General features: G+C 62.6%; 19 protein-coding genes. 10 read left to right on the top strand and 9 right to left on the bottom strand.

The genetic code is table 11. The features are described 5' to 3' along the window. Positions 1-48: 48 nt before the first annotated feature. Complete coding sequence (locus tag JO965_RS08535; protein WP_203443249.1) at positions 49-873, top strand: polyphosphate kinase 2 family protein; 825 nt, start codon at positions 49-51, stop codon at positions 871-873. Positions 874-877: 4 nt separating this feature from the next. On the opposite strand, the gene JO965_RS08530 is transcribed toward JO965_RS08535, so the two are convergent. Continuing rightward, positions 878-1,930 carry a YdcF family protein gene (locus JO965_RS08530; protein ID WP_203443248.1) on the bottom strand — a complete coding sequence of 351 codons (1,053 nt, stop codon included), beginning with the start codon at positions 1,928-1,930 and terminating at the stop codon, positions 878-880. Positions 1,931-2,068: 138 nt separating this feature from the next. Between JO965_RS08530 and JO965_RS08525 the strand changes: the two genes are divergently transcribed. Together JO965_RS08525 and JO965_RS08520 are read left to right on the top strand one after the other, a co-directional pair. Next, positions 2,069-2,905 carry a universal stress protein gene (locus JO965_RS08525; protein WP_203443247.1) on the top strand — a complete coding sequence of 279 codons (837 nt, stop codon included), beginning with the start codon at positions 2,069-2,071 and terminating at the stop codon, positions 2,903-2,905. 18 nt (positions 2,906-2,923) lie between these two features. Beyond that, positions 2,924-3,838 carry an SMP-30/gluconolactonase/LRE family protein gene (locus JO965_RS08520; RefSeq protein ID WP_203443246.1) on the top strand — a complete coding sequence of 305 codons (915 nt, stop codon included), beginning with the start codon at positions 2,924-2,926 and terminating at the stop codon, positions 3,836-3,838. On the opposite strand, the gene JO965_RS08515 is transcribed toward JO965_RS08520, so the two are convergent. Continuing rightward, positions 3,835-4,290, bottom strand: coding sequence for a PaaI family thioesterase (locus tag JO965_RS08515; RefSeq protein ID WP_203443245.1), 456 nt, complete (start codon positions 4,288-4,290; stop codon positions 3,835-3,837). The two genes, JO965_RS08520 and JO965_RS08515, sit on opposite strands and share 4 nt — an antisense overlap. An 83-nt stretch (positions 4,291-4,373) precedes the next feature. Between JO965_RS08515 and JO965_RS08510 the strand changes: the two genes are divergently transcribed. The 7 genes from JO965_RS08510 (at position 4,374) to greA (ending at position 10,774) form a co-directional block, all read left to right on the top strand. Then, a complete protein-coding gene (locus JO965_RS08510; protein ID WP_203443244.1) occupies positions 4,374-5,309 on the top strand; it encodes a DMT family transporter in 936 nt (311 codons plus the stop codon). 107 nt (positions 5,310-5,416) lie between these two features. Further along, entirely contained in the window at positions 5,417-6,607 is a 1,191-nt protein-coding gene (locus JO965_RS08505) for a substrate-binding domain-containing protein (protein ID WP_203443243.1), read from the top strand. A gap of 8 nt (positions 6,608-6,615) precedes the next feature. Then, positions 6,616-7,395 (top strand): ABC transporter ATP-binding protein, encoded by a 780-nt coding sequence (locus JO965_RS08500; protein WP_203443242.1) that lies wholly within the window; start codon positions 6,616-6,618, stop codon positions 7,393-7,395. Then, positions 7,388-8,113, top strand: a complete 726-nt coding sequence (locus JO965_RS08495; protein WP_203443241.1) for an ABC transporter ATP-binding protein — start codon at positions 7,388-7,390, stop codon at positions 8,111-8,113. Before JO965_RS08500 ends, JO965_RS08495 begins: the two co-directional genes overlap by 8 nt. Next, positions 8,110-9,132, top strand: a complete 1,023-nt coding sequence (locus JO965_RS08490) for a branched-chain amino acid ABC transporter permease (protein ID WP_203443240.1) — start codon at positions 8,110-8,112, stop codon at positions 9,130-9,132. Before JO965_RS08495 ends, JO965_RS08490 begins: the two co-directional genes overlap by 4 nt. Further along, positions 9,129-10,241, top strand: coding sequence for a branched-chain amino acid ABC transporter permease (locus tag JO965_RS08485; RefSeq protein WP_371826849.1), 1,113 nt, complete (start codon positions 9,129-9,131; stop codon positions 10,239-10,241). The genes JO965_RS08490 and JO965_RS08485 overlap by 4 nt, the downstream gene beginning before the upstream one ends. Before the next feature lie 65 nt (positions 10,242-10,306). Beyond that, positions 10,307-10,774 (top strand): transcription elongation factor GreA, encoded by a 468-nt coding sequence (greA, locus tag JO965_RS08480; RefSeq protein WP_203443239.1) that lies wholly within the window; start codon positions 10,307-10,309, stop codon positions 10,772-10,774. A 186-nt stretch (positions 10,775-10,960) separates the two neighbouring features. On the opposite strand, the gene JO965_RS08475 is transcribed toward greA, so the two are convergent. The 7 genes from JO965_RS08475 to JO965_RS08445 form a co-directional block, all read right to left on the bottom strand. Further along, on the bottom strand, positions 10,961-12,436 hold the full coding sequence (locus tag JO965_RS08475) for a sensor domain-containing diguanylate cyclase (protein WP_203443238.1): 1,476 nt from the start codon (positions 12,434-12,436) through the stop codon (positions 10,961-10,963). Positions 12,437-12,629: 193 nt separating this feature from the next. Further along, entirely contained in the window at positions 12,630-13,073 is a 444-nt protein-coding gene (locus JO965_RS08470) for a RidA family protein (RefSeq protein ID WP_203443237.1), read from the bottom strand. Positions 13,074-13,087: 14 nt separating this feature from the next. Further along, positions 13,088-14,296 (bottom strand): acyl-CoA dehydrogenase family protein, encoded by a 1,209-nt coding sequence (locus JO965_RS08465; RefSeq protein WP_203443236.1) that lies wholly within the window; start codon positions 14,294-14,296, stop codon positions 13,088-13,090. A gap of 1 nt (position 14,297) precedes the next feature. Further along, a complete protein-coding gene (locus JO965_RS08460) occupies positions 14,298-15,134 on the bottom strand; it encodes an enoyl-CoA hydratase family protein (RefSeq protein WP_203443235.1) in 837 nt (278 codons plus the stop codon). Beyond that, positions 15,131-15,640: a MarR family winged helix-turn-helix transcriptional regulator gene (locus JO965_RS08455; RefSeq protein WP_203443234.1), complete on the bottom strand. Its 510-nt coding sequence runs from the start codon at positions 15,638-15,640 to the stop codon at positions 15,131-15,133. The genes JO965_RS08460 and JO965_RS08455 overlap by 4 nt, the downstream gene beginning before the upstream one ends. A 2-nt stretch (positions 15,641-15,642) precedes the next feature. Beyond that, positions 15,643-16,410: an SDR family NAD(P)-dependent oxidoreductase gene (locus JO965_RS08450; RefSeq protein WP_203443233.1), complete on the bottom strand. Its 768-nt coding sequence runs from the start codon at positions 16,408-16,410 to the stop codon at positions 15,643-15,645. 1 nt (position 16,411) lies between these two features. After that, positions 16,412-18,766, bottom strand: coding sequence for a bifunctional salicylyl-CoA 5-hydroxylase/oxidoreductase (locus JO965_RS08445; RefSeq protein ID WP_203443232.1), 2,355 nt, complete (start codon positions 18,764-18,766; stop codon positions 16,412-16,414). Position 18,767: the final 1 nt, after the last annotated feature.

Here is an 18,767-nt window from a genome sequence, read left to right as displayed (position 1 = left end):
CTTTCCCGCCGCTATGCCCTATCGTCCTGAAGAAATGGAGGATCGGGGATGGCAGATCAGGAAAAGTCCTTATTGGAAAAGCTCTGGGTCGAACCCGGCGAGAAGTTCCGGCTGAAGGACCACAACCCGCGGGACAAGTCCCTCTTCGGCGACGAGCTGGAGACGAAGGCCGCCACGGCCGCTCTTGCGAAGGATATCGATACCCTGCAGGACCGACTCTATGCGGAAGGCTCCCGGGCTCTGCTCGTGATCCTTCAAGGCACGGACACGTCGGGTAAGGACGGCACGATTCGCGGCGTGTTCAATGCGACCGGACCTTTGGGCGTGTCGGTCCACGCCTTCGGCCCGCCCTCGCGGCTTGAACTGGCGCACGACTATCTCTGGCGCGTCCATGATGCCTGTCCGAGACGTGGCACCATCGGCATTTTCAACCGGTCCCATTATGAGGACGTTCTGATCGGCAGAGTGCACAAGCTTGCACCGGATAAGATCATCGAACAGCGCTACGAACAGATCAACGCTTTCGAGAAGATGCTGGTGGAAACCGGCACCACGATCCTCAAGTTCATGCTGCACATTTCAAAGGATGAGCAGAAGGAGAGGCTTCAGGAGCGTCTCGACGATCCGACGAAGCATTGGAAATTCAACCCGGGCGACCTGGAGGACCGAGAGCACTGGGACGATTACCAGGAGGCCTATGAGGTCATGCTCAACCGCTGTTCGACCAAATGGGCCCCCTGGTATGTCATTCCTGCCGACCGGAAATGGGTCCGCAACGCGGCTATCGCGACCATCGTCAAGGCGACCCTCGAGGAGATGGACCCGCAATATCCGAAAGTCTCCTGGAAACCAGAAGAGTTCAAGATCGAGTAGACCGCTATTGCTGGATACCCGGATAAGCCCATAGTCCTGAGACCCGCATGAGATCGCGGTAGATCACCATCCTCTCGTCCTTCGAGACTTTGGCGGCCTCCTCAATCGACGGTGCGTCGAGGGCAACGACCGGAAGTATCGGCGCGCTGATGTCGTATTGCCGGAAGGCATCCTCAAGCAAAGTGCGAGCGCGGCGCATGTGGCTGGAGCTTGTCACCAGGATGACCGCATCGGCGGTATGGCGCTTCAGCAGATTGGCGACGTTCAGCACGTTCCCGACCGTATCCTTCGATTTGTCCTCGATCAGGATGCGATCGCGGTCGACGCCTTTTTCGACGAGCCACTTGGTCATGACATCACCCTCCGTGACGCCGGCTTGAGGCTGACCGCCGGTGACCATGATGCGCGCCGTCGGGTTGGCATTGGCGGCCTTCAAGGTGACGTCCAGGCGATCGAGGAGCGGCTTTTCCGCCGTTCCATCCTTGGCCAACGCATAGCCGAGAGCGACGATCATCACGCGGCCCGGAACCGTCGGCGCATCCACGTTCGGACGCTCGGCCATGATAGCCTCGGCGCGGGCGAAGCGCTGGCGATAGGTCTCGGCTCGCGCGCGGTCGAGAGCGGCCAGCGCCTGATCCGTCAAAGCCGCTTCATCGGACTTGCCCTCGATACGGGCGAGCGCCGCGAGCCAAGCCTGGGCATCGAAGGAAGACGGGTTCTTGGCGAGGATATCCTCATAGGTCGCGCGAGCACCGGCAAGATTCTTCTGCAGAATCTGGGACGAAGCGACGGCAAAGCGGAAATCGAGACGCTCTGGCGCAAGCGAAGAGGCCTCCGCGAAAGCCTTTTCCACCACGTCGTAGCGACCGTGCAGGGTGATGCCCTTGAAGACCTCGGCCTCCGCCTTCTTCACGTCCCCGCCGGACCAGTAATATTGCATGCCGGTATCGACCAGCGTCTTGATCCGGCCCGTATTGCCCGGATCGAACGCATAGGCCGTCACCGACACGGACAATGCGAGGAGAGTGGCTGCGCTGATGGTTGCGAACTTACGCATCTCGAAGGCCTCCATGATTTGCCGGGCATTCAAGCTGGAGCCGACGACAATCGGATGTCAAACCCAATCCCATCCACAGCCAGGGTGAACTTTCGGATGGTCTTGCCGAGCGGGGGTTTAAGCGCGACAATAATCCTCATGAAAAGCATCCTTATCCCGATTGAAGATCACGGTATCGTCGAGCCTCAGCTGCAGGCGGCCCTGCAACTCGGCCGATTGTTCGACAGCTATATCGAGGGGATTGCCATCACCCCCGATTACCCGGTCGTGCTGCCGGTGGACATCGCCATCGGCGTGCCCTCCCCCATCACCCCGGAGAACCGCCTCGAAATGGCCCGCGCCTGCCGCGAGCGGTTCGAGGCCTTCATGACGACGCAGCAGATTGCGCGCGCCTCCGCGGGCCTTCCAGGACTGAGTTCCGGCTGGCGGCAGGATGGCCTGATGGAAGACGCGTTCCTGGGCGCCTATGGTCGGGTTTTCGATCTGGTCGTGGTCGGGCGGCCGGATGGATCGAACGGTCAGACGCGTCTCTCCACCGTGGAGGCGGCCCTGTTCGAGACTGGCCGTCCCGTTCTCGTGGCACCGCCAAACGCACCCCGGACCTTCGCCGAAACCGCCGTAATCGCCTGGAACCGGAGCACGGAAACGGCCCGCGCTGTCCTGGGATCGATGCCGCTGCTCAAGCAGGCACGGCGCATCGTGGTTCTCGAACTCGACGATTGGGGCGTGCCCGGCCCGTCCGGATCGGAACTTGCAAGGCATTTGAGGATGCACGATCTGCCGGCGGAGGCGATCACGGCGCCGGACCCGTCGAACAAGCCTGGTGAGACCATTCTCTCGGAAGCCGTTTCTCTCGGATGCGATCTTCTCGTGAAGGGCGCCTATACACAGAGCCGCCTGAGGCAGATGTTCTTCGGCGGCGCTACCAGCCACATCTTGAGCAACGCCACCGTGCCCGTTCTGATGGCTCACTGACAGGACATATCTTTCTCCATGTTCAGAGATGTCGCCGTTGTTCTTGACGATCGCTTCCAGCACTTGGTCAAAGGATCAGCGCGCCTGGAAAAACTGGCGGAAGGCTGCCGTTGGGCCGAGGGCCCGGCCTATTTCCCGGCCGGCCGCTATCTTGTCTGGAGCGATATCCCCAACGACCGAATGATGCGCTTCGACGAGACATCGGGCGCCGTCAGCGTCTTTCGTCATCCGGCCGGGTATTCCAATGGCAACACGGTCGACCGGCAGGGCCGCCTCGTCACCTGCGAGCATGGCAACCGACGCGTGACGCGTACGGAGCATGACGGCTCCATTACGGTGCTCGCCAGCCACCACCAGGGTAAGCGCTTCAACAGTCCCAACGATGCGGTGGTGAAGTCCGACGGCTCGATCTGGTTCACGGACCCTGCCTATGGCATCGATTCCGATTACGAAGGACACAAGGCGGACAGCGAGGTCGGCGCCTGCCATGTGTACCGCATCGATCCTCAGACGGGTAATATCAGCATCGTCGGCGACGATTTCGTCCGCCCGAACGGGATCGCCTTCTCGCCCGACGAAACATGCCTCTACGTGGCCGATACCGGCGCGACCCACGTCAAGGATGGGCCGCGCCATATCCGCGTCTTCGATGTGAACGCCGATGGCAGCCTCTCGGGCAGCAAGATCTTCGCCACCTGCACGCAGGGCCTGTTCGACGGCTTCCGGCTGGACGAGGCAGGGCGGATCTGGACCAGCGCCGGAGACGGTGTCCACTGCTATGATCCTGACGGCACGCTGATCGGCAAGATCCTGGTGCCGGAAGGCGTGGCAAACGTGGTCTTTGGCGGACCGAAACGGAACCGCCTTTACATCTGCGCCACCACCTCGCTCTACGCAATCATGCTGCCCGTGAACGGGGCGAAGACGTTTTAATCACTCACACCCTCACGCCCCTCCACCGTCATGAGCGTCGCGGTGAGCAGGGCAATGTGCTTCTCGACGTCCTCACGGATAGCGAAGACGTCGGTCTGCGCGAGCGTGAGCGTCCTGCCCGCCTTGATGACCCTGCCCCGGGCGATCATGCGTTCGCCGATCCCCGGCGCCAGGAGATTGATCTTGAACTCGGTAGTGAGAACGCCGGCGCCGGGCGGCATCAGGGTCAGGGCGGCATAGCCGGCGGCGGAATCCGCGATACTGGCCAAAGCTCCCGCATGAACGAAGCCGTGCTGCTGCGACACTGCCTTGGAGGCAGGCAGCGAGATCTCGACCTGACCGGGCGATACGCGCACCAGAGAGGCACCCAGCGTCACCATCAATCCTTGAGCCCCAAAGCTCGCTCGAACGCGAGCTTCGTACTCAGGATCTTTGGGCGTCGGCTCGCTCATTTCGCTGTCTCCAGGGGCTTTTAACCTAAGTCAGACGTCAAAAGCCTTGGAATCAAGTTATTTTTCCCTCATTGATCCGGCCCATGAGTCACTCCGCTTCGTCTTCCGCGCCTAAAGTGCGCTCGGGCACGCTTGTCGGCATCGGCCTGATGCTGCTCGGCGTCTTTATGTTCGCCATGAACGACGTCATGGGAAAGTGGCTCGTCGCCACCTATTCCGTCGGCCAGGTCCTGCTCCTGCGCAGCGTTGCGGCCTTGGTGATTCTGCTGCCCCTGATGCGGCAGCGAAAGGTCCCCTTCGCCATTCCGCCGCAACCGGGCCTGCACGCGGTGCGGATCATCCTCTCGACGCTTGAAGTCGCCTGCTTCTATTGGGCGGTCACTTACCTGCCCCTGGCGGACGTGATGACCTATTATCTGGCCGGGCCGATCTATGTGGCGGCCTTCGCGACCTTCTGGCTCGGCGAGAAGATCGACAAGCCGCGTGTCCTCGCCATCGGGGTCGGGTTCGTCGGCGTTCTCATCGCTCTACGTCCGTCCCCTGCCACCCTGTCCCTGCCCGCTCTCATCGCGCTCGCGGGAAGCCTGTTCTACTCGCTCCTGATGATCACGACCCGCAAATTACGGGAAACAGATGATGCGACGCTCGTCTTCGGACAGATTCTCGGCACGCTGATCTTCGGCATCGTTGCAGCCCCTCTCGCCTGGGTGACGCCCGGTCCGCTCGATCTCGCAGGTCTGTTCCTGCTCGGCATCGTCTCCATGGCGGCCCATGTCTGCGTCAACCGCTCGCTGAAGATCGCACCGGCCTCGGTCGTCGCGCCCTATCAGTACACGCTGATCGTGTGGGCCATCATACTGGGTTACCTGTTCTTCGGCGACATCGTCGGATTCTGGACACTCGTCGGCGCCGCCGTGATCTGCGGCGCCGGAGTGGTTCTGATCCTCTTGGAACGCGAAGCCGCGCGGCGCGGTCGCGAGGCGAAGGATATCGAAACGCCGGTGTTGCCAGAAGCCTGATCCGGTCCGGCAACCTTGTGTCATTTTCCCTGCGGATGGTCCGAGAGTCGAACTTGACACTTAGCTTGGCGACGCAGTCAATGACCCCATAAAACATGGGGAGTTCGATGCGCCTGAAGCTTACATTCGCTGCCGCTGCGGCAGGCATTCTTTTTGCGTCCGCGGCCTTCGCGCAAGACATCAAGATCGCGCTGATCGCCGGCAAGACGGGTCCGCTTGAGGCTTATGCCAAGCAGACCGAAGCCGGCTTCATGATGGGCCTGGAATATCTCACGAAGGGCACGATGGCGGTCAACGGCCGCAAGATCAACGTGATCGTGAAGGACGACCAGCTCAAGGCCGATCTCGCCAAGACCCTGCTGGAGCAGGCCTATACCGACGACGATGTCGATCTCGCGGTCGGCACCACGTCGTCCGCGGCGGCTCTCGCGATGCTGCCGGTAGCCGAGGAAAACGGCAAGGTGCTGATCGTGGAGCCCGCCGTGGCGGACGCGATCACCGGCGAGAAGTGGAACCGCTTCATCTTCCGCACCGCGCGCAACTCGACCCAGGACGCCTATGGCGCTGCAGCCGCCGTTCCAGCAAGCGGTGACGTCTCGATCGCGACCCTCGCGCAGGATTACGCCTTCGGCAAGGACGGCGTTGCAGCTCTCAAGAACGCGCTCGCCGAGATCCGTCCGAATGCGAAAGTAGTGTTCGAGGAATATGCACCGCAGAACGCCACGGACTTCACCGCTTCCGCCCAGCGCATCTTCGATGCGCTCAAGGACAAGCCGGGCAAGAAGATCATCAACATCATCTGGGCCGGACAGCACCCGCTGCCGAAGATCGCCGATCTGAAGCCGGAGCGCTTCGGCATCGAGATTGCGCCCGGCGGCAACATCCTGCCGGCCATGCAGATCTACAAGAACTATCCCGGCATGGAAGGCGCGGTGTATTACTATTATGCCTTCCCGAAGAACGCGATGAACGACTGGCTCGTGGCCGAGCACCAGAAGCGCTACAACGCGCCGCCGGACTTCTTCACCGCCGGCGGCTTCGCAGCCGCCTCCGCCGCCGTCACGGCAATCCAGAAAGCCGGCGGCACCGATACCGAGAAGCTAATCATGGCCATGGAAGGCATGACCTTCGAGACGCCGAAGGGTCCCATGACCTTCCGCAAGGAAGACCATCAGGCCCTGCAGGAGATGTATCACTTCAAGGTCAAGGCCAACGGCAAGGACGCGAACGACCTGCTCGACCTCGTCGGCGTCATCCCAGCCGATAAGATGCCGGTCCCGGTTCGCAACAAGCGCTGATCAGACCTGTGACGTCATCAACGACGACGACGCCCGCGCTTGAAACGCGCGGGCTTACTATTCGTTTCGGCGGCCATGTGGCCGTCAACGACGTGTCGTGCCGGTTTACCCCCGGCACGCTCACGGCGATTGTCGGACCGAACGGTGCCGGCAAGACGACCTATTTCAATCTCATCTCCGGCCAGTTGCGCGCCACCTCCGGACAGGTCATCGTCGAAGGCGAGGACATCACGGGATTGCCGCCCTCCACGCGGACCCGGCGCGGACTCGGCCGCGCGTTTCAGCTCACCAACCTGTTCCCGCAACTGACGGCGCTTGAGAATGTCCGCCTCGCCGTGCAGAGCCGCGCCGATGCGGGCTGGGCCCTGTTCAATGTGTGGAACACGCGCCGCGATCTGATCGAGAAGGCGGAAAGTATCCTGGAAAGGGTGCGCCTTGCCGACAAGCGCCACATCGCCCCAAAGGCTCTCTCGCATGGCGACCAGCGCAAGCTCGAAGTGGCGCTCCTCATCGCCATGGAGCCCAAGGTCTTCATGTTCGACGAGCCGACCGCCGGCATGAGCGTCGACGAGGTGCCGACCGTGCTCGAGCTCATTCACGACATCAAGCAGCGCGGCGATGCCACGGTGCTTCTCGTCGAGCACAAGATGGACGTGGTCCGCTCGCTCTCCGACCACATCATCGTTTTGCACAACGGCACGCTCGTCGCCGACGGCGAGCCTGCGGAGGTCATTGCCTCTCCGGTAGTGCAAGAAGCCTATCTCGGCGTGGAGGCCACCCGTGACTGAGCCCCTCCTCCAATTATCGGATGTGCATACGCATATCGGTCCCTATCACATCCTCCACGGCGTGGACTTCACTGTCCCCGCCGGCGAGCTCACCATGCTGCTCGGCCGCAACGGCGCCGGCAAGACGACGACGTTGCGCACCATCATGGGCCTGTGGCAAGCCTCCTCCGGCTGCATCCGTTTCGACGGCCGCGACATCACCGCAAGCTCCACGCCTGACATCGCGCGCTCCGGCATCGCCTATGTGCCGGAGGCCATGGGCATCTTCACCGACCTGACAGTGCGCGAGAACATCGTGCTCGCCGCGCGCAGCGGGCCGGTCAACAAGACCCGTCTCGACTGGATCCTCGGCCTGTTCCCGGCTCTCAAGCGCTTCTGGAACCTGCCGGCCGGCAATCTCTCCGGCGGCCAGAAGCAGATGCTCGCCATCGCCCGCGCTATCGCCGAGCCGCGCCGCCTTCTGCTCATCGACGAGCCGACCAAGGGCCTGGCACCCGTGATGGTGCGATCCATGATCGAGGCCTTTAAGGCGCTGAAAGCGGCGGGCGAGACGATCCTGCTCGTGGAGCAGAACTTCTATGCCGCCTCGGCGCTTGGCGACAACGTGGTCGTCATGGATGACGGGCGCATCGTGCATTTCGGCGCCATGAGCGAGCTGGTCGAGGACAAACCCCTGCAGCAGCGCCTGCTCGGCCTCTCTCTGGATGCGCACCAATGAGCGACATGACCGCTGAAACATCGGCCCCGACCGAGTTGCCGCGCGCCAAGACGGACTGGCTGCCCCTCCTCCTGATCCCGGCCCTCGCCCTCCTGGCGCTGCCCTTCGTCGGCAGTCCCTCGACATGGGTGACGCTCACCGTGGCGGGGCTTGCCATGGGCATGATGATCTTTCTCATGGCCTCGGGCCTCACTCTCGTCTTCGGCCTGATGGACATCATCAATTTCGGCCACGGCGTCTTCATCTCGCTCGGTGCCTACGCCACGCTCCTCGTGCTCGGGCCGCTCGCCGGCTGGGCGACGGCGGATTCCATCGGCCTGAATCTTCTGCTACTGCTCTTGTGCATCCTGTGCGCCATGGCGGTAACCGGTGTGGTCGGCGCCGTGTTCGAGCGCGTCATCGTGCGCCCGGTCTATGGCAGCCACCTGAAGCAGATCCTCGTCACCATGGGAGGGTTGATCGTGACCGAGCAGGCGATCCATGCGATCTGGGGCGCCTCGCCGATCCCGATCCCGCTGCCGCAGTCGCTACGCGGCGCCTTCGTGTTCGGGGACATCGTCATGGAGCGTTACCGCGTCGTGGCGGTCGTCATCGGGCTCGTGGTCTTCCTCGGCATGCAGCTTCTGCTCAACCGCACCCGCATCGGCCTTTTGATCCGGGCCGGCGTCGAGAACCCCGAGATGGTTGAGGCTCTCGGCTACCGCATCCGCCGCCTCTTCGTCAGCGTCTTCATCGCGGGCTCCGCTCTCGCCGGCCTCGGCGGCGTCATGTGGGCGTTCTATCGCCAGACGCTGACTGCCGGCATGGGCATGGAAGTGATGGTGCTGGTCTTCATTGTCATCATCATCGGCGGCCTCGGATCCGTCGGCGGCTGCTTCGTCGGCTCGCTCCTCGTCGCGCTGGTCGCCAATTATGTCGGCTTCATCGAGCCCAAGCTCGCCTTGATCTCCAACATCCTCGTCATGGCCCTCGTCCTGATCTGGCGTCCGCAGGGCCTGTTTCCGGTGGCCCGCCGATGAGCACTTCCCTCGCCCTTCCCTTCGACGAGACGCGCCGACGCGGCGGTTTCTTAAGCGCGATCCTGTCCTCGGACATGCCGCGCTCAAAGGTGCTGAGCGTCATCCTGCTCGCCATCCTGCTGCTTCTCGCCGCGACGCCGTTCCTGTTCTCCGGCAGTCAGCCCTTGGGCACGGCGGCGAAGATTTGCGTCTTCATCGTACTGGTCGCGAGCTATGACCTTCTGCTCGGCTATTCCGGCATCGTGTCCTTCGCCCACACCATGTTCTTCGGAATCGGCGGCTACGGCATCGCCATTGCGCTCGAGCGCTTGGGCCCGACCTGGGGTTCGGCCGCCGTCGGGCTCATATCGGCCCTCGCCTTGTCCGCCGTGCTGGCCGTCGCCATCGGTCTCCTGTCGCTGCGGGTGCGCGCCATCTTCTTCTCGATGATCACTCTAGCGGTCGCTTCGGCCGCCGCCGTTTTCGCCTCGCAGATGTCGAACATCACCGGTGGTGAAGATGGATTGTCGTTCCAGCTGCCGCAGGCGCTGCGCCCCGCCTTCCGTCTTCTCTCCGAGCCCCTCTTCGGCACGGCAATCAACGGGCGGCTCCTCGCCTATTATCTCGTCTTCTTCGTCTCGCTCGCTGTCTTCCTCGTTCTCCTGCGCATCGTGAACTCGCCCTTTGGGCGCGTGCTCCAGGCAATCCGTGAGAATGAGTTCCGGGCAGAGGCGCTCGGCTATCGCGTCGTCGCCTATCGCACGGCAGCCTCCGTGATCTCGGCGCTCGCCGCGACCATCGCCGGCGCGCTCATGGCCCTGTGGCTGCGTTATAACGGGCCCGACACCACCCTCTCCTTCTCGATCATGGTCGACATCCTGCTTATGGTCGTGATCGGCGGCATGGGCACCATGTACGGCGCAGTCATCGGCGCCGCGCTGTTCGTCCTGGCCCAGAGCTATCTGCAGGTGCTGATGGGCGCCGGGAGCGCGGCCCTGGCGGGCATCCCGCTCCTGCCCAACCTCATCCACCCGGATCGCTGGCTCCTGTGGCTCGGAGCGCTGTTCATCATCAGCGTCTATGCCTTCCCGGGCGGCATCGTCGGGCGCCTGCGGCAAGCCAAGCAATAAAGGTTAGGTCGGGAAACCTTCGGCAACCTCGAACCGTTTCCTCTGCAAAGAGCGGAGGAGACGTAATGAGCCGTGCCTTTGTTCGTGAAATCGAGGGTGGTGAGGCCTTCGAGGACCTTCCGGACCGGATGATCAGTCCGCATCATCTCGTCACACCCTCGGGTCTGGCCCAGATGGATGCGGAAATCGAGGCCTTGCATCAGCGCCTAGACGAAGCTCAATCCGCTGATGACAAGGCCGAAGTGGCGCGTCTCAACCGCGACCTGCGCTATTGGTCCGCCCGCCGGGCATCCTCGGAGGTGGTGCCGCCTCCCACGGACACCGCTCATGTCCGCTTCGGCGCGCGCGTCACCTTCGAGCGCGAGGACGGACGGCGCCAGACCTACCGGATCGTCGGTGAGGACGAAGCCGATCCGGCCAAAGGGAGTCTATCCTACGTTTCGCCCCTGGCGCAGGAACTCATGGGGAAGGAGATCGGCGACGTGGTGCCGATTGGACAGACAACGGCCAAAATCGTTGAGATCGGTTTGTGAGAACTTCCTTATTCCCGCCCGTCATCACCGGCCTTGTGCCGGTGATTTCGATGTGAGGACTGCCGCAGTGTTATTCCCGGCCGGAGCGCAGCGAAGCGAAGCGGAGGGGAAGGGAATCCATAGCGCTGAGCGTTGGCATGGATCCCCTTCCCGGTCCTGCGGACCGCCGGGGATGACACGGAAGCGTTACTCCGCGGCGGCCGCATAATAGGCGCGCTTGGCCTCGTACATCAGGAGATCGGCGCGCTTGACGACGGTTTCCAGCCTTTCGCCCGGCTGGCTCGTCGCAGCGCCCATGGCGAAATTGAGTGGCAGACCGGTGTAGAACTGGTTGTTCACCTCAAGCAGGTTTTCGATACTCTCCATCACGACCTTGCCGTCGCGCTCATCGGTTCCCGGCAACAGCAGAGCGAACTCGTCGCCGCCGATACGCGCGGCATAGGATGGCTTGTCGACCGCCTTGTTCAGCACCTCGCCGGCACGGCGCAGCAATGCGTCGCCTGCGGCGTGGCCGAGCTGATCGTTCGCGGCCTTCAGGCCGTTGAGATCGATAATGACGACGGTGACCGGAAACGGCCCCTTGCGCTCCAGGCGGTTGAGTTCGTCGACATAGAAGGAACGATTGTAAAGCTTGGTCAGAACGTCGTGCTTGCCGAGATATTCAAGATAGGCCTCGGCACGCTTGCGCGCGGTGATATCGGTCAGCGCCACCTGGACCAGCGACCAATCCTTCTCGTAGCCGGGCAGCACGGAAAACTGCAGATGAAGGTGCAGCTCGTCTCCCGACAGGGAATAATTGACGACCTCGCGCTGCTGGAAAGTTTTTCCGTTCCAGAGATCGATCAGCTGCTCCTTGAAATGCTCCCGCATCTCGTCGCGGAAGACGTCGCCGAGGCGCAGCAGCAGGGTCTGCTTGTCGGGCGCGGAGAAGAGCTCGAGCGTATGCCGGTTGACGTCGATCACGCGGATCTCGCTCATGCAGCGGGTGACGAATTCCGGATGAACATCCGTGAACACGCGAAAATCGGTGATTCCCTGCCGGCGCACGTCGTCGAGTAGCCGCTTGACCGAACTGAAATCCTCCACCCAGAGCGACACGGGCGAGTGCTCGAACAGGCCCCGGGCGTAAGTCTCGCTCGTCGCCAGCTGTCGGCGAGCTGTCTCACGCTCGGTCACGTTCTCGATGGCAATCAGAACCCGGTCCCATCGTTCGTCGTGCCCAGGCAGAACGCTACCCTTGAGCTGGATGTCAAGTCTCTTTCCCGACAGGGTGTAATTCACCGTGTTGCTGAAAAATTCCGTCTGACCGTCCCAGAGCTGCACCAGCTCCTCGATGTGGGTTTTCAGCATGTCATTGCGGAAAATCCGGCCGAGATTGTCGACCAGCTGCGGCAGGCCTTCGGCTTCATACAAGCTGAGGGTCTTGCGGTTCACCTTGATGACGCGGATCAGACTGGAGCAGGCCTCCACACGAGTCGTGTCCTCCAGGAGATAGTCCCGCAGCGAGGTCACGCCTTCCGCACGCCAGCGTTCGAAAAGCGCCTTGAGGCCGCTGTAATCTTCTAGCCAGAGGGAAACGGGCGCCAGCTCGAACATCTCGGCATCGTCGGCGAGTTCGCCTGCCGGCTGAACACTGAAACGGTCGGCTTTGGAGGACAGCATGGAAGGCCTGAAGATAAACCTGATCTCAGGCGCAATTCAGCTCAGACCCGCAATGTAATACTAGGTCAAATACGACGTTTTTCCAGGCAAGATGAAAGATGTGCAAGAAGCAGGCATTCTTGCAACACTGCCGTTTTGTCGCAGCGACTTCGGCTATCGGTGAAATTCTGCCCTCTTCCTTAATTGCTCTTTGCTAACCTTTACTCGGAACGACAGCCGTCGCTTCGATCTCGATCCGCGCAGCCTTCTCCACGAGCCGCACGACCTGAACGAGAGCCATGGCGGGGTAATGGGCGCCGAACACGTCCCGATAGGCACGGCCCAGCTCACGGAGATTGGCGAGGTACTCGTCGATATCGACCACATACCAGGTCAAGCGCACGAGATGCCGGGGTTCTGCTCCTCCTTCGGCCAGGATGGCACGAATGTTCTCGAAGATCTGACGGGCCTGCGCGACGAATCCATCGGCGAAGGCTTCCTTCTCATCCCAGCCGACGATGCCGCCCGTGACGACGATCCTGCCCTCGGCCATCATGCCGTTGGCATAGCCCTTGGGCGTCGGCCAGTGTTTCGGATTGAGGACTTCTGGTCCATCGTCGATGCCAGGCATGGGAGTGCCTTCCAGAGCGGCGGTCATTGTTGTTCCTCCCTTTATTGACCGGACACGGTGCCAAGGTCGCTGGAGCGCTGTGCCTCCAGCATCTTCACGAGCTCGCGCGCGATCACGACCTTCTGAACCTCGGTAGCGCCCTCATAAATACGAAGGGCGCGGATTTCCCGATAAAGCTCTTCGACCTTCACGCCCTTCGTGACGCCAAGACCGCCGAAAATCTGCACGGCCTTGTCGATCACGCCCTGCGCCGTTTCCGTCGCGTACATCTTCGCCATAGCCGCTTCGCGCGTCACGCGCGGCGCTCCCTGATCCTTGGTCCAGGCCGCGCGATAGACGAGCAGCGCAGCACTGTCCACGCCAGTCGCCATATCGGCGAGAGCTCCTTGAGTCATCTGCAAGTCGCTGAGAGGCGCACCGAAGAGCTTGCGCGAGGATGCATGCTGCAGTGCCTCGGCCAGAGCGCGGCGCGCTAGTCCGAGCGCCGCGGCTCCGACCGTCGAGCGAAACACGTCGAGCGTCGCCATGGCGACCTTGAAACCTTCTCCTGGACCGCCGATGCGCTTCGCAAGCGGCACACGACAGCCCTCGAACCTCAGGGTGGCAAGCGGATGCGGCGCGATGACATCGATGCGGCTCTCGATGCTCAATCCAGGCGTTTGCGCATCGACCACATAGGCGGACAGGCCCTTCGCGCCGGGCGCCTCGCCGGAACGGGCGAAGACCACATAATGATCCGCGATCCCGCCGTTGGAGATCCAGGTCTTCACGCCGTCGATCCGCACATGACCGGGGCCATCCGGCGTGGCCGTGGTGCTCATGGCCGCCACATCCGATCCAGCCTCGGGCTCCGAGAGCGCAAAGGCCGCGATGGCATCTCCGCGCGCGACCGGCGGCAGGTATTGCTCCTTGAGCGCATCCGAACCGAACAGGGTGATCGGGCCCGTGCCGAGGCCCTGCATGGCAAAGGCGAAATCCGCCAGGCCTTCGTGAGCTGCGAAAGTTTCCCGTGCCAGGCACAAGGTGCGCACATCGAAGGTAGGATAGAGACCGCCATAGACCTGCGGCACCACAGCCTTGAGCCATCCGCCTTCGCCCAAGCGGCGCACGATGCAACGGCACGAGGCATCCACATCGTGATGATCGACGAGCGGTTTGATCTCCCTGGCAGCCCAGGCATTCAGGTCACCGGCAAACTGCCGGTGGCGATCTTCGAAGAACGGCCAGGAGAGAAAGCTCGCATCGATCACGTCAATCTCCCTTGAAGATCGGCTTCTCTTTCGCCGCGAAGGCGCGATAGGCGCGGGCGAAATCCTCCGTCGTCATGCACAAGGCCTGCGCCACGGCTTCGGCCTCGATCGCTTCTTCCACGGACATCGCCCATTCCATCGCGAGCATGCGCTTCGTCATAGTATTGGCATAGGTTGGCCCGGTGCCGATCGTGTGGGCCAGCGCCTGAGCCTCCTCGACAAGGCCGCCGGCTTCCACGAGACGGCTGAAGAAGCCCCAACGCTCACCCTCCTCCGCGTTCATGAAGCGCCCGGTATAGAGCAGTTCCGACGCACGCCCCTGGCCGATGATGCGCGGAAGAATGGCGCAGGCACCCATGTCGCACCCAGCAAGGCCGACCTTGTTGAACAGGAACGCCACCTTCGCGCCGGGTGCCGCAAGACGTAGATCCGACGCCATGGCCACGATGGCACCGGCTCCCGCGCAGATACCTTCGACCGCCGCGACGATGGGCTGCGGCGCAGCGCGCATGGCCTTCACCAGTTCACCCGTCATGCGCGTGAAGGCGGTGAGCCCTTTGGTATCCATCTCGACGAGCGGGCCGATGATCTCGAACACATCGCCGCCGGACGAGAAATTGCCACCCGCTCCCGTGATGACGACGGCCTTGACGTCATCGTCCTTGGCACAGGCATGGAAGAAATCGGTCAGCTCGCGATAGCTCTCGAAGGTAAGCGGATTTTTCTTGTCCGGGCGATTGAGCGTGACGGTCGCGACCGGTCCGTCAACCGTCAGCAGGAAATGACGCGGCTCGTAGCCTGCCAGCGGCAGGGTGACTGAATTGGCGAACTGCGTCACTGGTCGTCTCCCATGATGGCACGACGTGCCGACAGCTTGGTCCTCGCGAGAAGCCGCATGAGATCGTTGCGATCCTTCGCACTGAGGTCGCCGAAGAGATCGGCGATCCAATGCTCATGCTCGCCTGCCATCGTCCTGAATTCGGCGCGACCTTCATCAGTCAGGCTGATCACCATGGCCCGTCGGTCCGTCGGCGACACGGTTCGAGCCACATGGCCGGACGCGACAAGCCGGTCGACGAGGCCGGTGAGATTGCCGTTCGAAACCATCATCCGCTTCGAGAGATCGGACAGGGTCATTCCATTCGGCACCTTGTCGAGCTGCGCCATCAGGTCGAAGCGGGGAAGCGTCACGTCGAAGCGCTCGCGCAGGCGGCGGCGCACCTCCCCTTCGATCAGGGTCGAGCAGGTGAGAAGCCGCAGCCACAGACGCAGCTCCTCCCTGTGATCCTCGGGCATCTCGACCGCCTTCGTCTCGGCGTCGAGGGGAATTGCATGGTCGTCCATCTCTAGATTTCTCCACCGGCCACCACGATGGCCTGCCCCGTCACGGAGCGCGCACCCTCGCTGCAGAGCCAGAGCACGGTATCGGCAATCTCCGAGGGATCGATCAACCGCCCCTGCGGATTGTGCTTCACGAGCTCGCCAAGCGCCTCGTCACGGGTTCTGTTCGTTTTCGCCACGATCCGATCAAGGCTCTCGGCCACGAGATCGGTATCGGTAAATCCAGGGCACACGGCATTAATCGTGACACCGCTCTTCGCCGTCTCAAGCGCGAGTGCGCGGACAAAGCCGATGACCGCATGCTTGGCGGCGCAATAGGCGCTCACATACGGATAGCCCTTGAGACCCGCAGTGGAGGCCACGGCGACGATGCGCCCGAAGCCGCGCTCCGTCATGGCACCCAGCACCGCCTGCGCCATGTTGGTGACGCCGAGCAGATTCACGTCCAGCATCTGCCGGAAAATGTCAGGTCCCGATTTCATGAACGGCGCTGAGGCAGCGGCTCCCGCATTGGCGATTATCAGATCGACAGGGCCATAGCGCGCTACCGCCTCCTGAACGGCTCGTTGCACCGCCTGCGCATCAGTGACATCGGCAACGGCAGCGGCATGGGCATCGCCCTGCACGATCGCCTGTTCGAGCGACGCGGGAGAGCGCCCGACGATGGTGACGGTCGCGCCAGCCTGTACGAGCGCTGCCGCGATGGCGCGGCCGATCCCCCGTCCGCCGCCGGTGACCAAGGCATGCCGGCCCTTGAGATTTGTCATGGTCATCTCATTCCGCCGCGAGAGGTTTCTCGCCGGCCTCCATCTTCAACTCCGCCCGGGTCTTCGGCTTTGCCTTGACTTTAAGCTCTTCGAGATCCTGTCGGTCACGCACGGAGTTGCGGAAGATCTGGTCCTTGCCGACGAGATATTGCGGCGGGCAATGAATGTCCTTGGCGCCATACCAGGCGGCGGCCTTCATGGTGAAGAACGGATCGACCAGATGCGGCCGTCCGAGCGCAACGAGATCCGCGCGGCCTGCGGCGAGAATCGTGTTCACCTGATCGGCCGCCGTGATGTTGCCGACGCACATGGTGGCGACCTGCGCTTCGTTGCGCACCTGATCGGAGAACGGCGTCTGGAACATGCGCCCGTAGATCGGCCGCGCCTCGCGCACGGTCTGGCCCGTCGAGACATCGACGAGATCGACTCCATGTTCGGAAAAGGCGCGCGCGATCTCGACCGCATCGTCACCCGTCACGCCACCCTCCGCCCAATCGGTCGCGGAAATGCGCACCGACATGGGCTTGTGCGCGGGCCAGACCTCGCGCATGGCATCGAACACCTCGAGCGGGAACCGCAACCGGTTTTCGAGAGAACCGCCATATTCATCCGTGCGCTGGTTCGTGAGCGGCGAGAGGAAGCTCGCCATCAGGTAGCCGTGGGCGCAATGCAGTTCGAGCATGTCGAACCCGGCGCGCTCACCGCGCTTGGCCGCCTCGACGAATTGCGCCTTGATGAGATCCATGTCGGCGCGCGTCGTCTCGCGCGGTACCTGGCTGTCCGGGAAATAGGGGATCGGCGACGCGGAGCAGATGTCCCAGGCGCCCTCCTCAAGCGGCCGATCCATGCCCTCCCACATGAGCTTGGTTGCGCCTTTGCGACCTGAATGTCCGAGCTGCAGGCAGAACTTGGCCCCCGAATTGGCATGGATGAAATCGACGATCCGCTTCCAGGCAGCCTCCTGCTCATCGTTCCACAGACCTGTGCAGCCGAGCGTGATGCGCGCCTCCGGCGACACGCAGGTCATTTCCGTGAAGATCAGTCCCGCACCGCCCGAGGCGCGTGAGCCGTAATGGACGAGATGGAAATCTCCCGGCACGCCGTCCTTCGCCGAATACATGTCCATCGGCGAGACGACCACGCGGTTGGCGACAGTCATCTCCCGCAGGCGGAAGGGCTGGAACATCGGTGCGCTCGGGTTGTCGACCGGAACGTCGAAGCCCTGTTGCTGTACCTGCCTCGCAAAGGTTTTGTCGACGGCCTCGACGAAATCCGGCGCGCGCAGACGCAGGTTGTCGTAGGTGATCGCCTTGGCGCGGGTCATGACGCCGAAGGCGAACTGCACCGGATCGAAATCCCAGAAGCGCGCCACGTGCTCGAACCAGACGAGAGACACGTCGGCCGCATGCTGCGTCTTCTCGACCTCCTCGCGCCGCCCGGTCTCGTAGAGAGACAGCGCACCCTCAACGCTCGGATCGCGACGGAAGGCCTCGAACAGCGCGATGGCGTCCTCCATGGCGAGCTTCGTGCCGGAGCCGATGGAGAAATGCGCCGAAGCCTTGGCATCGCCCAGAAGCACCTTGTTGCCCATGACCCAGCGCTTGCTGCGGATCATCGGGAAATTGCGCCAGATCGAGCGGTTGGTAAGGACGCGGTGGCCGCCGAGGAACCAGCCGAAGATCTTTTCCATGAGCGCCGCCGACTCGGTCTCGCTCTTGTCCTTCAGCCCTGCCCGCTCGAAGGTCTCGGGATCGGTCTCGAACACCCAGGTCGAGCGGTTCGCCTCGTATTGATAGGCATGGGCGATGAAAGGTCCCCATTCCGTTTCCTGGAAGATGAAGGTGAAGGCATCGAGCGGCTTGGTGGAGCCCATCCAGGTGAACTTGTTGGGCCGCAGATCTACCTCCGGCTGGAAGTGGTCCGCATAGCGCTCGCGGAAACGGCTGTTGATGCCATCCGACACGACCACGAGATCCGCATCCGCGAACAGGCTTTCGTCATCCACGTCGACTTCGTAGCGCAGTCGGATACCAAGCTCTTCCGCACGATCCTGCAGGATGAGGAGCAATGTGCGGCGCGAGCAGCCGCAGAAGCCATTGCCGCCGATCCGGTGCTCGGTGCCGCGAAAATGGATCGCGATGTCGTCCCAATAGGCGAATTCCCGGACGATCCGCTGATAGCCCGGCAGATCGTACTTCTCGAAATTGTCGAGGGTAGCATCGGAAAACACGACGCCGAATCCGAACGTCTCGTCGGCGCGGTTGCGCTCATAGATCGTGATGTCCGATTCCGGCCGAAGCTTCTTCAGCAGGATCGCAAAATAAAGCCCTGCCGGGCCGCCGCCGATGATCGCCGTCTTCATG

Origin of the sequence: Microvirga sp. VF16 (assembly GCF_016864375.1) — a bacterium.
Classification (GTDB): domain Bacteria; phylum Pseudomonadota; class Alphaproteobacteria; order Rhizobiales; family Beijerinckiaceae; genus Microvirga.
This window is presented reverse-complemented; position numbering and strand designations above follow the sequence as displayed.